The 14,285-nt window shown below is 70.0% G+C and carries 11 protein-coding genes; all 11 read right to left on the bottom strand.

All coding sequences use genetic code 11. The features are described 5' to 3' along the window. Nucleotides 1–32: 32 nt before the first annotated feature. Nucleotides 33–1,109 carry a peptide chain release factor 1 gene (gene prfA / locus AB0D59_RS38365; RefSeq protein ID WP_351710484.1) on the bottom strand — a complete coding sequence of 359 codons (1,077 nt, stop codon included), beginning with the start codon at nt 1,107–1,109 and terminating at the stop codon, nt 33–35. 108 nt (nt 1,110–1,217) lie between these two features. Next, a complete protein-coding gene (rpmE, locus tag AB0D59_RS38360; protein WP_190206740.1) occupies nt 1,218–1,442 on the bottom strand; it encodes a 50S ribosomal protein L31 in 225 nt (74 codons plus the stop codon). A gap of 327 nt (nt 1,443–1,769) precedes the next feature. After that, entirely contained in the window at nt 1,770–2,906 is a 1,137-nt protein-coding gene (locus AB0D59_RS38355) for an LCP family protein (RefSeq protein WP_362575515.1), read from the bottom strand. 217 nt (nt 2,907–3,123) lie between these two features. Next, nucleotides 3,124–4,887, bottom strand: coding sequence for a trypsin-like serine protease (locus AB0D59_RS38350; protein ID WP_362575513.1), 1,764 nt, complete (start codon nt 4,885–4,887; stop codon nt 3,124–3,126). Nucleotides 4,888–5,107: 220 nt separating this feature from the next. Further along, nucleotides 5,108–7,144: a transcription termination factor Rho gene (gene rho / locus AB0D59_RS38345; RefSeq protein ID WP_362575511.1), complete on the bottom strand. Its 2,037-nt coding sequence runs from the start codon at nt 7,142–7,144 to the stop codon at nt 5,108–5,110. A 404-nt stretch (nt 7,145–7,548) separates the two neighbouring features. Next, entirely contained in the window at nt 7,549–8,478 is a 930-nt protein-coding gene (gene thrB / locus AB0D59_RS38340) for a homoserine kinase (RefSeq protein ID WP_362575509.1), read from the bottom strand. A 331-nt stretch (nt 8,479–8,809) separates the two neighbouring features. Next, nucleotides 8,810–9,868: a threonine synthase gene (thrC, locus tag AB0D59_RS38335; protein ID WP_351710474.1), complete on the bottom strand. Its 1,059-nt coding sequence runs from the start codon at nt 9,866–9,868 to the stop codon at nt 8,810–8,812. A gap of 6 nt (nt 9,869–9,874) precedes the next feature. After that, nucleotides 9,875–11,164, bottom strand: coding sequence for a homoserine dehydrogenase (locus AB0D59_RS38330; protein ID WP_362575619.1), 1,290 nt, complete (start codon nt 11,162–11,164; stop codon nt 9,875–9,877). A 96-nt stretch (nt 11,165–11,260) separates the two neighbouring features. Further along, complete coding sequence (locus AB0D59_RS38325) at nt 11,261–11,554, bottom strand: hypothetical protein (RefSeq protein ID WP_362575507.1); 294 nt, start codon at nt 11,552–11,554, stop codon at nt 11,261–11,263. A gap of 108 nt (nt 11,555–11,662) precedes the next feature. Further along, a complete protein-coding gene (gene lysA / locus AB0D59_RS38320; protein ID WP_362575505.1) occupies nt 11,663–13,054 on the bottom strand; it encodes a diaminopimelate decarboxylase in 1,392 nt (463 codons plus the stop codon). A gap of 19 nt (nt 13,055–13,073) precedes the next feature. Next, nucleotides 13,074–14,066 carry an ArgS-related anticodon-binding protein NrtL gene (nrtL, locus tag AB0D59_RS38315; protein ID WP_362575503.1) on the bottom strand — a complete coding sequence of 331 codons (993 nt, stop codon included), beginning with the start codon at nt 14,064–14,066 and terminating at the stop codon, nt 13,074–13,076. Nucleotides 14,067–14,285: the final 219 nt, after the last annotated feature.

Raw genomic sequence — 14,285 nt, 5'->3', positions numbered from 1 at the left:
GGTCCTCCGTGTCGTACTCAGTCGTGCATGCCTTACGCGGCCGCGAGCTTCGCGGCCGAGTCCGCGTCGACGCAGGCCTGGATCACCGCGTCGAGTTCGCCGTCCAGGACCTGGTCCAAGTTGTACGCCTTGAAGCCGACTCGGTGGTCCGAGATGCGATTCTCCGGGAAGTTGTAGGTGCGGATCTTCTCGGAGCGGTCGACGGTGCGGACCTGGCTGCGGCGGGCGTCGGCGGCTTCCTTCTCCGCCTCCTCCTGCGCCGCGGCGAGCAGCCTGGAGCGCAGGATACGCAAGGCCTGCTCCTTGTTCTGCAGTTGGCTCTTCTCGTTCTGGCAGGAGGCGACGACTCCGGTGGGCAGGTGCGTGATGCGCACCGCGGAGTCGGTGGTGTTGACGGACTGCCCGCCGGGTCCCGAGGACCGGTAGACGTCGATCCGGAGGTCGTTCGGATTGATCTCGACGTCGACCTCCTCGGCCTCGGGGGTCACCAGCACCCCGGCCGCCGACGTGTGGATACGGCCCTGCGACTCGGTCGCCGGGACGCGCTGCACGCGGTGCACGCCGCCCTCGTACTTCAGCCGCGCCCAGACGCCCTGCCCGGGCTCGGTCGCGCCGTTGCCGCCCTTGGTCTTCACCGCGACCTGGACGTCCTTGTAGCCGCCCAGCTCGGACTCGGTGGAGTCGATGATCTCGGTCTTCCAGCCGACGCGCTCGGCGTACCGCAGGTACATCCGCAGCAGGTCACCGGCGAACAGCGCCGACTCGTCGCCGCCGGCCCCCGCCTTGATCTCCAGGATCACGTCCTTGTCGTCGGACGGGTCCCGTGGCACCAGGAGCAGCCGCAGCTTCTCGGTCAGCTCGTCGCGCTGCTTGTCCAGCTCCTTGACCTCGGCGGCGAAGTCGGGGTCGTCGGCGGCCAGTTCACGCGCGGTCTCGATGTCGTCGCCGGTCTGCTTCCAGGAGCGGTACGTGCCGACGATCGGGGTGAGTTCGGCGTAGCGCTTGTTCAGCTTGCGCGCGTTGGCCTGGTCGGCGTGGACCGACGGGTCGGCGAGCTTCTTCTCCAGGTCGGCGTGCTCGACGACGAGTTCCTCGACGGCCTCGAACATTTTTGGGCTCCTGATACTGCGTACGGAAGGGAAGGCGGGCGACCAAAAACGCCGGTCCCGGGCGTGCCCCCGTAGGGACACGGCCGTGGACCGGCGAAATGGGGCTCGCTACTTCTTGGAGCCGGCGGCAGCCTTGCCGAAGCGGGCCTCGAAGCGGGCCACACGGCCACCGGTGTCGAGGATCTTCTGCTTACCCGTGTAGAACGGGTGGCACTCGGAGCAGACCTCAGCCCGGATGGTGCCGGACTGGATGGTGCTACGGGTGGTGAACGACGCGCCACAGGTGCAGCTGACCTGCGTCTCGACGTACTCGGGGTGGATCTCGCGCTTCAAGGTGTCTCCTAGATTTCGGGAGGGCACCGGGTCGCTGCCGCGGGCTGCGGGGCGTGAACCGGGGCCGACGTACCAGTCTGCCAGGGCTGGGCGCATACCCCAAAACCGGGGGGAGCGGCAGGGTATTCCCGAGGGTGCGGGGGATGGTCGCGCCGAGGGGGGTGCCACGGTTTCGCCGTGCGCGGGTGCGGGCCGTCGTGGGTTGTTCGCGCAGTTCCCCGCGCCCCTTTCAGGGGCGTCAGCCTGAGCGCCCCTTCAGGGGCGCGGGGCTGTGTCGATGTGCGGCTCCGCCGCGTGGGCGCGACCGGCCACGACGGCGCCGCACCCTCACGACGCCGTCACGACCCCCTTGGCCTGCCCCGTCGCCGTGCCCTTCGTGGCGCTCGCCGGGATCGGCCTGTCGTTCTTCAGGGCCGTCCAGACCTGCTTGGCCTTGGCCTTGGCCACTATCACCCGGTTCGGGTTCGCCGGGTCGTACTCGACCGGCATCGTGACCATGTGCATGTTCTTGGAGCCGATGGACTTCAGACCGTTCGCGAAGTCGATCAGGGAGTTCACCGAGCCCAGGTCGGAGTCGGTGGTGACCGTCTTCGTCGCGGTGTCGCCCAGGTTGTACAGCTTCTTGGGGCTGGTGAAGACGCCCACCTGCTCGACCTGGTTGATCAGGGCCTTGACGAACGCCTGCTGGAGCTGGATGCGGCCGAGGTCGGAGCCGTCGCCGACGCCGTGCCGGGTGCGGACCAGGCCGAGCGCCTGCTCACCGTCGAGCGTGTGCTTGCCGGCCTTGAGGTCGAGGTGACTCTGCGGGTCGTCGATGTTCTTGGTCGTGGTGACCGTGACCCCGCCCAACTCGTCGATGAGCTTCTGGAAGCCCGAGAAGTCGACCTCCAGGTAGTGGTCCATGCGGATGCCGGTGACCGACTCGACGGTCTTGACCGCGCAGCTCGCGCCGCCCGTGGAGTACGCGGAGTTGAACATCACGTCGGTGGCCGCGTCGTGCGTGACACCGTGCGCGTCCGTGCAGGACGGGCGGTCGATCAGGGTGTCCCGGGGGACGGAGACCACGCTGGCCCGCTTGTGGCCCTCGTAGACGTGGACGATCATCGCCGTGTCGGATCGGGCGCTGCCGTCGTCCGCACCGCCGCCGAGCTTCTTGTTGGCACCGGAGCGCGTGTCCGAGCCGAGGACCAGGATGTTCTCGGAGCCGTTGTCGACCTTGGTGGGCCGGTCGCTGCCGAGCGCCTGGTTGATGTCGACGGTCTTGAGGTTGCCGTTGAGCTTGAAGTACACGTAACCGAGTCCGGTGCCGCCCAGAACGAGGATGCCGGCCGCCGTCCAGGCCGTGACACGGAGCGCCCTGCGGCCCGTACCGGGGGCCTTGCGGCGGCGGCCCTTGCCCCGGCGGCCCGGGACCTTCGGTCCGGCCTCGGGTATGGCGGGCTCCGGCGTGCTCTCGGCAGACATGGGCTCCTCTGTTCTCGTACGACTGCTCGGTTACCCCCTGCTTTCAGGGTCAGGCCCGGCGTACCAGGATCATCGGCACGTACCGGACCATCGTCACTCCGCCTGGTCAGACGGCGAAACTCGGGAAAGAGTTGCACAACGCAGTGCGCCCACCGCGTAGCGCGATGGGCACACCGTGTAGTCGGGCAAGTGGGGCGAACCCCGCTCACCAGGTATTTCAGCCGAAGATGTCGTACTGCTGGAAACCGGTACCGAGCGACTTCCTTGTGCCGAAGATCTCACTGGTCGCCTTGCCCGTGCCCGGGTAGAGGTACAGCGTTCCCCCGGTCGTACGGGCCACCAGGTCGGCCTTGCCGTCGCCGGTCAGGTCGCCGACCGCGGCGAGGGTGTTGAAGCCGGTCCAGCCGGAACGGACCTTCACCCGGGCCGAGAAGAGGCCGGTGCCGGACTTGCCGGTGCCCTTGTACAGGTACAGGTCGCCGCCGCTGCTCTTGCGGGCCAGCAGGTCGGCCTTGCCGTCGCCGTTGAAGTCGCCGACGCCGCGCAGCTGGTTGTACTGGCTCCAGCCGCCGCCGATCCGGACGCGGGAGCCGAAGGTGCCGTTGCCCTTGCCCGGGTACAGCCACAGGACACCGGCGGAGTCCTCGGACAGCACGTCGGGCAGGTAGTCGCCGGTGAGGTCACCGGGGATGACGGTGGCCTTGCGGGTCTTCCAGTTGGTGAAGATCTTCTTGGTGACCCAGGAGCCGCTGGTCTGGGCGCTGTTCAGCGCGAAGTGGTACCAGTAGACGTCACCGGTGGAGGCCACCCGGTAGACCAGGTCCTGGAAGCCGTCCCGGTTGAGGTCGGCCTGAAGGACGAGGTTGACGCCGGTGAAGTTGCCCCAGGAGGAGGCGGCGGTGGGGGAGGTGAGCGAGGTGCCCTTCGAGTCCAGCTCGTAGCCGACGTGGGTCGACGACTTGCGGACGAACAGGTCGGCCTTGCCGTCGTTGAGCCCGTTGAACAGGCTCAGGTTGGTGTCGGCGATCTGCGCGTAGGCGGCACCGACGTAGGTGCTGACCTTCGTGAAGACGCTGTAGGCGCCCTTGGCGACACAGTCCTGGACCCCCCAGGAGACCACGCCGACGATCCGGCCGCCGACGACCAGCGGGCCGCCGGAGTCGCCGTTGCAGGCGGAGGTGGTACCGGTGTCGGAGCCGGTGGCGGGCTTGCCGGCGCAGACCATGTGGCCCTTGACGATGTCACTGCCGTAGGCGTTCGTGCAGGCGGTGTCGGACTGGACGGGCAGCGTGGCCGTCTTCAGGGTCTCGGAGATGTTGTCCGAGGTGGAGCTGGTGCGGCCCCAGCCGTAGACCTTGGCGCTGGTGTTCGCCTTGTACGAGGTCGTGTCGGTGTTGGTCGTCAGCCGGATCGGCGTGGCCTTGACCGGGGCGGCCAGGGTGAGCACGGCGATGTCGTTGTTGGGGACACCCCTGGACGACACGGTGTACGACGGGTGGTTCCACTGGCGCAGGACGGCGGAGACGGTGCCGCCGCTGGTGGTGGTGGGCAGCGAGGCGGTGCCCGTGATGACCACGGAGTTGGTGGTGCTCCACTTGAAGCCCTTGACGCAGTGTGCGGCGGTGAGGATCTTCGTGGGCGAGATCACCGAGCCACCGCAGAAGAAGGCGACGTCGTCGCTGGTGCTGGTGGTGCTCTTGGTGTCGTCGTACCAGAGTTGGGCCATCCAGGGCGCCGAGGAGATGGTGGTCGTACCGCCACCGATGATCTTCGGTGAGACAGCGGAACCACTGCTCGACGTCTTCGTCGTGGTGGTCTTGCTGTTGACGGCGGCGACGGCGTTGGCGGCGCGCTGCTTCAGCGTGGCCTGCGACGGCGTGCTGACGACCGGCTTGACCGTGGGCGTCGGCTGGGTGGCCGCGCTGGCGGAGGTCGAGATCAGTGCGGCCGTGACGGCGGCGGCGATTCCGGCCGCGGCCACGGGCAGAGCGAAACGTATCCGGCGTCTGTGGCGACCGCTCCCGGACGTGGGTGTACCCACCTAAGTCCCCCCCTAGGGATCAGGATTTCGAGATTCGGTCAACTGACCGAAGGGCGCGATCCTACACCGGGGGGAGAAACGAAAAGGGCCGCACCCCGCGATTGCGGGGAGCGGCCCTTCGAGCGTTCCGAAGAGGCGCGGAGAACCGGGCCTTTGTCGACTAGTCCCCGTTACCGGGGGTGGGCGTCGTCTTCTGAATCTGCATCAGGAACTCGGCGTTCGACTTCGTCTGCTTCATCTTGTCGAGGAGCAGTTCGACCGCCTGCTGCTGGTCGAGGGCGTGCAGCACCCGGCGCAGCTTCCAGACGATGGCGAGCTCGTCGGGGGCGAGCAGGATCTCTTCCTTACGGGTGCCGGACGCGTCGACGTCCACCGCCGGGAAGATGCGCTTGTCGGCGAGCTTCCGGTCGAGCTTGAGCTCCGCGTTGCCGGTGCCCTTGAACTCCTCGAAGATCACCTCGTCCATGCGGGACCCGGTGTCCACCAGGGCGGTGGCGAGGATGGTCAGCGAGCCGCCGTCCTCGATGTTGCGGGCCGCACCGAAGAAGCGCTTCGGCGGGTACAGGGCGGTCGAGTCGACACCACCGGACAGGATGCGGCCGGAGGCCGGCGCGGCCAGGTTGTACGCACGGCCCAGACGCGTGATCGAGTCGAGCAGCACGACCACGTCGTGGCCCAGCTCCACCAGACGCTTGGCGCGCTCGATGGCGAGCTCGGCGACCGTGGTGTGGTCCTCGGCCGGACGGTCGAAGGTCGAGGAGATGACCTCGCCCTTGACCGACCGCTGCATGTCGGTGACCTCTTCCGGACGCTCGTCGACCAGGACGACCATCAGGTGGCACTCGGGGTTGTTGTGGGTGATCGCGTTGGCGATCGCCTGCATGATCATGGTCTTGCCGGTCTTCGGCGGGGCCACGATCAGACCGCGCTGGCCCTTACCGATCGGCGACACCAGGTCGATGATGCGGGTGGTCAGCACGCCCGGGTCGGTCTCCAGACGGAGCCGGTCCTGCGGGTAGAGCGGGGTCAGCTTGTTGAACTCCGGGCGGCCACGGCCGTGTTCGGGCGCCATGCCGTTGACGGAGTCGAGGCGGACCAGCGCGTTGAACTTCTCGCGGCGCTCGCCCTCCTTGGGCTGACGGACCGCGCCGGTGACGTGGTCGCCCTTGCGCAGGCCGTTCTTGCGGACCTGGGCGAGGGAGACGTACACGTCGTTCGGGCCCGGCAGGTAGCCGGAGGTCCGGATGAACGCGTAGTTGTCGAGGATGTCGAGGATGCCCGCGACGGGGATCAGGACGTCGTCGTCGGAGACCTGCGGCTCGGCACCACCGATCTCGTCGCGGCCACGACGGCCCCGACGGTCCCGGTACCGGCCGCGACGGCCACGGCGTCCGCCGTCGAAGTCGTCGTCGTCCTGCGGGCCGGCGTTGCGGTCCTGACGGCCGCCGCCCTGCTGCTGCGGCTGCTGACGGTCCCGGTCCTGGCGGTCCCGGTCCTGACGGTCCTGACGGCCGCCCTGGCCGGCGCCCTGCTGCTCGTCGCCCTTGTTGCGGCGGTCACGGTCCCGGCCGCGGTCACGGCGGTCACGGCGGCCGCGGCCGTCGCCGTCGGCGTCAGCCTGCGGCTGCGCGGCGGGCGTCTCGGCCTTCGGCTCGCTCTTCGCCTCGGCGACGACGGTCTCGGCGCCGCTCGCGGTGGGGCTGCCGGCCTCGGCGGTGGCACGGCGACGGCGGCGCTCGGTCGGCGCGTCCTCGCCGCCACGCTCGGTGTCGCGGGCGGTGCCGCCGGCGGGCTGGCCGGGAATCTCGATCTGCTGCTGGGCCACGGCCTGCTCGGCGGGGGCCTCGGCGGCCTGCTCCGCCTGCTTCTCGGCGACCTCGCCGCCCGTACGGGCCTTGGAGGTGGCCCGGCGCTTCGGCTTGGTCTCGGTGGCGCTCTCGGCGGCCTTGGGGGCGGCGCCCCCACCGGCCTGCGCCTCCTTGATGACCTCGATCAGCTGGCTCTTGCGCATCCGCGCCGTGCCCCTGATACCGAGGCCGGATGCGACCTGCTGAAGCTCTGCCAGCACCATGCCCTCAAGGCCGGTACCGCGGCGCCGCCGGGAGCCGGCACCGGTGGCAGGCGCGGAGGCGTCCGTGGCGGGCGCGGCAGCGGTCTCCTCGACACGTGCGCCCATCAGATCGGTGGTGTCGCTCACGAAGGGTCCTTCCCTGGAGCGGACGTCGGCCTGTCTGGCTCGGCGACCGGTTGTGCTGTCCGGCTGCGGTCCTTGCTGTGTGGACCGTGCCGGGGCGGTGGTCCGCCAAAGCGGCGGAGAGAATTTCTGGTGACGGCGCTTCCTCAGCCGTGGCACCCGGTGTCACGTGGCGTGGTAGCACCATTTCCGGAGCGTGCCCAGCGGCCCGCTCAGTGCCCGCGTACGGCGTACTGCCCAGGTACGACATACGAAACGCTGAGTGGCTTGGGAGACTCCCGGAAGAATGTCTGTCCCGGACGGGGACACGAAGCACCTCGCCATGGTGGGGTCGGGTGCAGACTTGAGGTTAACACTACCGGATCCAACAAACATTCCCCCTCTCCAAATCCGGCAACCGTGCGCAGTTAAATGTCACTGGAGGGCGCAAGCGGCAGCACGCTCGCTCCCTGGACGTCGAGGTTCAGCCGGTTGGCGGCCCAGTCCGAGCCCGCCAGGGCTTCCACCTTGTCGGCACTCGCGGCATCGACCAGCGCCATGACAGTGGGTCCGGCGCCGGAGATCACGGCCGGGATGCCGTCGGCGCGCAGCCGCTCCACCAGCGCCGCGCTCTCCGGCATGGCCGGGGCGCGGTACTCCTGGTGCAGACGGTCCTCGGTGGCGGGCAGCAGCAGCTCGGGGCGCCTGGTGAGGGCCTCGACGAGCAGAGCGGCACGGCCCGCGTTGGCGGCGGCGTCGACGTGCGGCACGGTGCGCGGGAGCAGTCCGCGCGCGGTCTCGGTGAGGACCGGCTTCCCGGGCACGAAAACCACCGGAACGATGGAATCGGCGGGCTCCATCCTGATCGCCCGGGCGGCGCCGGACTCCATCCAGGACAGTGTGAAACCGCCCAGCAGACAGGCCGCGACGTTGTCGGGGTGGCCCTCGATCTCGGTGGCCAGTTCGAGGAGCGCGGCGTCGTCGAGCCTGGCCTCGCCACCTATGGTCACGGCCCGCGCGGCGACGATGCCGGCGCAGATGGCGGCGGAGGAGGATCCCAGGCCGCGGCCGTGCGGGATGCGGTTGGCGCACACGATCTCCAGACCGCGGGGCTGTCCGCCCAGCAGGTCGAAGGCGGTGCGCAGGGAGCGTACGAGGAGGTGGCTCTCGTCACGCGGCAGCGTCTCGCTGCCCTCACCCGCGATGTCGATGTGCAGCCCGGAGTCGGCCACCCGTACGACGACATCGTCGTAGAGCCCCAGCGCGAGGCCCAGGGCATCGAAGCCCGGACCGAGGTTGGCGCTGGTGGCGGGGGTGCGCACCCGGACGGCGGCGGCGCGGAACGCTGGACCGGCCATCGCTCGATGACTCTCCTTGAGCTGCGTGATGGTCGAATGACACTCGATAGGTACCTGAGGGAACCTCGGGCCGCGGAGGCGGCGCGGCACCGCGCCATATGCGGAGGCATATGCAGCGGGCGGGTTCGGTACAGCCTATCGAAGGAAGGTTCTGTCGCGACATAGGGCGCACAGGAGGCGCACGATGCGTGTCGTAAGCCCCTTGTGCCCCCTCCTTAGGGAGTCCCCTGTTCAGGACGCCGCGGTCCGTTCACCGGTTGCCCGGCCTGGGTTGGCCGAACGTTGCCCGAGAAGCGCTGGCGCGGTTCTCGAGCAACGCTCCAGCGGCTCTCTAGGCGAGCCCGAGCCGCTCGGCCGCGGCGGCCGCGTCGACGGGCACGGTGACCGGCTGCGGGGCGCCGGCGACGGCCCAGTCGGGGTCCTTCAGGCCGTTGCCGGTGACGGTGCAGACGATGCGCTGGCCCGGGTCGACCTTGCCCTGCTCGGCCGCCTTGAGCAGACCGGCCACGGAGGCGGCGGAGGCGGGCTCCACGAAGACACCCTCCTGAGCGGCCAACAGCCGGTAGGCGCGCAGGATCTCACGGTCCGTCACCTCGTCGATGAAGCCCCCGGACTCGTCCCGGGCGGCGAGCGCGAACTGCCAGGAGGCGGGGTTGCCGATCCGGATCGCGGTGGCGATGGTCGAGGGGTCCTTGACGATCTCGCCGCGCACGATGGGCGCGGAACCGGAGGCCTGGAATCCCCACATCCGGGGAGTCCCGGCGGCGATCCCGTCCGCGGCGTACTCCTTGTAGCCCTTCCAGTACGCGGTGATGTTGCCCGCGTTGCCGACCGGCAGGACGTGGATGTCGGGTGCGTCGCCGAGCATGTCCACGATCTCGAAGGCGGCCGTCTTCTGCCCCTCGATGCGCACCGGGTTGACCGAATTGACCAGCGCCACGGGGTAGTTCTCGCTCAGCTTGCGGGCGAGGGTGAGGCAGTCGTCGAAGTTGCCGTCGACCTGGAGGATCTTCGCGCCGTGCACGAGGGCCTGGCCCATCTTGCCGAGCGCGATCTTGCCCTGCGGCACGAGCACGGCCGAGACCATGCCGGCGCGCACGGCGTAGGCCGCGGCGGAGGCGGAGGTGTTGCCGGTGGAGGCGCAGATGACCGCCTGCGCGCCCTCCTCCTTGGCCTTGGAGATGGCCATGGTCATACCGCGGTCCTTGAAGGACCCGGTGGGGTTGGCACCCTCCACCTTCAGGTGGACCTCGCACCCCGTGCGCTCGGAGAGCACCTGCGCGGGCACGAGGGGCGTGCCGCCCTCGCGGAGCGTCACGACCGGCGTGGTGTCGGAGACGGGCAGCCGGTCCCGGTACTCCTCGATGATTCCGCGCCACTGGTGGGTCATTGCTGGTTACTCTCCTTCAACCCGCATGATGCTGGCGACACCCCGCACGGTGTCGAGCTTGCGCAGCGCCTCGACGGTCCCGGAGAGGGAGGCGTCGGAGGCCCGGTGGGTGACGACGACGAGGGAGGCCTCGCCGTCCTTGCCCTGCTGGCGAACCGTATCGATGGAAACCCCGTGTTCGGCGAACACGGTCGCCACCTGGGCGAGAACGCCCGGTTTGTCGGCGACGTCGAGGCTGATGTGGTAGCGCGTGACGACATCGCCCATGGGCGACACCGGCAGGGCGGCGTACGCCGACTCGCCGGGCCCCGTTGCCCCGCTGAGCCGGTTGCGGCAGACGGCGACCAGGTCGCCGAGGACCGCGGAGGCGGTCGGGGCGCCACCGGCGCCGGGACCGTAGAACATCAACTGGCCGGACGCGTCGGACTCGACGAAGACGGCGTTGTACGCGCCGCGCACGGAGGCGAGCGGGTGGGTCAGCGGAATCATCGCGGGGTGCACGCGCGCGGTGACGGAGCCACCGTCCGCAGCCCGCTCGCAGATGGCGAGCAGCTTGATGGTGCAGCCCATGTTCTTGGCGGAGGCGAAGTCGGAGGCGGTGACCTCGGTCATGCCCTCGCGGTAGACGTCGTCGAGGCGCACCCGCGAGTGGAAGGCGATCCCGGCGAGGATGGCGGCCTTGGCGGCGGCGTCGAAACCCTCGACATCGGCGGTGGGGTCGGCTTCCGCGTACCCGAGCGCGGTGGCCTCGTCGAGGGCCTCCTGGTAGCCGGCCCCCGTCGAGTCCATCTTGTCGAGGATGAAGTTGGTCGTCCCGTTGACGATCCCCAGCACCCGGTTGACCTTGTCGCCGGCGAGGGACTCGCGCAGCGGCCGGATCAGCGGGATGGCACCGGCGACGGCGGCCTCGTAGTAGAGGTCCTTGCCGTTCTGCTCGGCGACCGCGTGCAGGGCGGCGCCGTCCTGGGCGAGCAGCGCCTTGTTCGCGGAGACGACGGAGGCGCCGTGCTCGAAGGCGGTGGTGATGAGGGTGCGGGCGGGCTCGATGCCCCCGATGACCTCGACGACGACGTCGATGTCCCCCCGCTTGACCAGAGCGGTCGCGTCCGTGGTGACCAGACTCGGGTCGATGCCCTTACGCACCTTGGAGGGCCGTCGTACGGCGACCCCGGCCAGTTCGACCGGGGCACCGATCCGCTGCGCGAGGTCGTCGGCGTGCGTCGTCATGATGCGCGCCACCTCTGAGCCGACAACCCCACAGCCCAGCAGCGCCACCTTCAGCGGACGCGTACGCATCATCCGACCTCGTTTCCTCATACCGTCTACGGTTGGACCAGTCTCACTCACCGGACGGGAGTTTCTACCCTTCGTCCGGATCGTGAGACATCTATTTCATTTTGCGGAGGTGGCAGACAGGAGATCTTCCACCTGCGTCATCCGGGTCATCGGCCGCCGTCCGAGAATGCAGTCCGATGCAGTCCGATGCAGTCCATGCCGTCGAATGCCCTCGGATGCCGTGGAAGGGCCGTCGAATTGCCGGCGAATTGCCGTCGGAATGCCGCCCGCTGTGATCCGGCGCGATCCCACACGACCGGCGCGATCCCACACGATCGGCGCGCGATCGGCGCGATCGGCGCGATCGGCGCGATCCGACGGCGTCGAACGTCGTCGGACCTCAACGAACATCAACAGAGGCCATCGCACGCCACGCACATCACCGGACGTCACCGGACGTCATCGGACGTCATCGGACGTCATCGGACGTCATCGGACGTCATCGGACGTCACCGGATGTCATCCGACGTCGAGGCGCAGGAGGTCCTCCTCCGTCTCCCGGCGGACGATGACCCGGGACTCACCGTCGCGGACCGCGACGACGGGCGGCCGGAGCACATGGTTGTAGTTGCTCGCCATGGACCGGCAGTAGGCACCGGTGGCCGGTACGGCGATCAGGTCACCGGGTGCCAGGTCGCCCGGCAGGAACGCGTCCTTCACCACGATGTCCCCGCTCTCGCAGTGCTTGCCGACGACACGGGCGAGCATCGGCTCGGCGTCGCTCGTCCGCGACACGAGAGCGACGCTGTATTCGGCGTCGTACAACGCGGTCCGGATGTTGTCGGACATGCCGCCGTCGACGGAGACATACGTCCGCAGGCCGTCGAGGGGCTTGATGGTGCCGACCTCGTAGAGGGTGAAGGCGGTCGGCCCGACGATGGCCCGCCCCGGCTCGACGGAGATACGCGGAGTCCGCAGCCGGGCGGCCTCGCACTCCCGGGTGACGATCTCGGTGAGCGCCTTGGCGATCTCGTGCGGCTCCCGAGGATCGTCGCCACTCGTGTACGCGATACCGAGCCCGCCGCCCAGATCGATCTCGGGCAGCTCGACACCGTGCTCGTCACGGATGTCCTTCAGCAGCCCCACGACCCGGTGCGCGGCGACCTCGAAGCCCGACATGTCGAAGATCTGCGACCCGATGTGCGAGTGGATCCCGATGACCTCCAGCCCGTCCAGCTGCAGCGCCCGCCGTACCGCCTCGGCGGCCTGCCCCCCGGCCAGCGGAATCCCGAACTTCTGGTCCTCGTGGGCGGTGGCGATGAACTCGTGCGTGTGCGCCTCCACGCCGACGGTGATACGGATCTGCACACGCTGCCGCTTGCCGCGGGACTGGGCGATGTGGGCGACCCGCACGATCTCCTGGAACGAGTCGAGCACGATCCGCCCGACGCCGGCCTCGACCGCCCGCTCGATCTCCTCCGTCGACTTGTTGTTGCCATGGAAGGCGATCCGGTCGGCGGGCATCCCGGCGGAGAGGGCGGTGGCCAGCTCGCCGCCGGAGCACACATCGAGATTGAGCCCTTCCTCGTGCAGCCAGCGCACGACGGCCCGAGACAGGAAGGCCTTCCCGGCGTAGAACACGTCGGCGTCCGGGCCGAAGGCGGTGCGCCAGGCCCGCGCCCGGGCCCGGAAGTCGGTCTCGTCGAGGACGTAGGCGGGGGTGCCGTGCTGCTCGGCGAGGGTCTTCACGTCGACGCCGCCGACAGTGACGGTCCCCTCGGCGTCGCGGGTGACGGTCTGGGCCCACACCTTGGGGTCGAGGGCGTTGAGGTCGGCGGGCGGGGCGGCGTAGTGGCCCTCGGGCAGGACGTCGGCGTGGCGGGGCCCGGCGGGATGTGCGGAACGGCTCATTGCTCTTCAGGCGCTCTCTTCAGAGGTGATCGGGTGCGTCGATGCCGAGCAGGGACAGGCCGCCGGCCAGCACCGTCCCGGTGGCTTCGGCGAGGGCGAGCCGGGCGCGGTGGGCGGCCGAGGGTTTCTCCTCGCCACGGGGCAGCACGGTCGGCAGGAACGGCAGGGCGGCATCGGCGACGGTGACGAGATGCCGGGCGAGCCGGTCGGGGGCGCGGTGGGTGGCCGCGGCGGTGAGGATGCGGGGGTAGTCCGCGAGGGCGGTGACGAGGGCGCCCGGGGCGCCGGGGACGTCGCCGGGTTCGGCACCGAATCCGAGCCGTCCGGCACCGCGGCCGACGGCTCGCGTCCGGGCGTGGGCGTACCGCACCCGGAAGAGCGGGTTGCTCTCGCGCTGCACCAGGTGGTCGGCGGTGATCCGGGGCCGGTCGTGGGCGGCGGGATGCAGCAGGGCCCACTGCGCGGCGTCGGGCCCGAGCGGGGCCGGGTCCTCGGGCGCCGGCACGGGGCGGAGGCTGACGGGATCACCGTGACCGACCTCGCCGTGACCGACCTCGCCGCGTCCGCCCTGGGTCGCGACGATCCGGACGACGGCATCGGCGACGACCTCGGCCCGGACGTCGTACGGCACCCGCAGCGCGACCACCTGCCCGGCGAAGGCGTCGCCGTGGCCGTAGTCGGGGCCGAGGGCGCGGATCTCGGCGACCAGGGTCGCCGTGGGGGATGCGGTGGGGCTGAGGCTGATGTTCAGGAACCCGGGTCCGGTGACGACGACGTCACCGACGCCGGCGGCATCCGCGAGATGGGGCAGCAGGATCTCGGCGACCCGCATGGGGGGCTGCCCGGCCGGGCGGGCGAGCTGAAGCGCGATGTTGGTGGCGTAGTCCCCACACCCACCGGGCCCCGGCGGCGTGACCACGACTCGCTCCGGCACGCTCACGCTCAGCTCCCCCTCGTCAACAGCACGACGCACCGCGCGCAGCACGGTACGGGAGAGCTCGACGGGGGTCACGGAACAAGCGTAGGGGAGGAGGGGGCCGGGCAGGCGACCCGGTTTGGGAGGGTGTCCGGGATGTGGACGCGGGGGCGGTGTGGGTAACGGGGACCACAGGGCCGCGGGTACTGCGGGCGCTGCGGACCTATGGGCTTACGGACGGGATGGGACCTGTGGCCGTACGGGCCTACGCGCGGGAGGGTGACTGGAGGCCTACGCCCACCACGCCCCCCACGG

The organism is Streptomyces sp. NPDC048417, from assembly GCF_040651615.1.
Taxonomy (GTDB): Bacteria; Actinomycetota; Actinomycetes; order Streptomycetales; family Streptomycetaceae; genus Streptomyces.
Note: the sequence above shows the minus strand (reverse complement) of the source record. Positions and strands in the feature narration are given on the sequence as shown.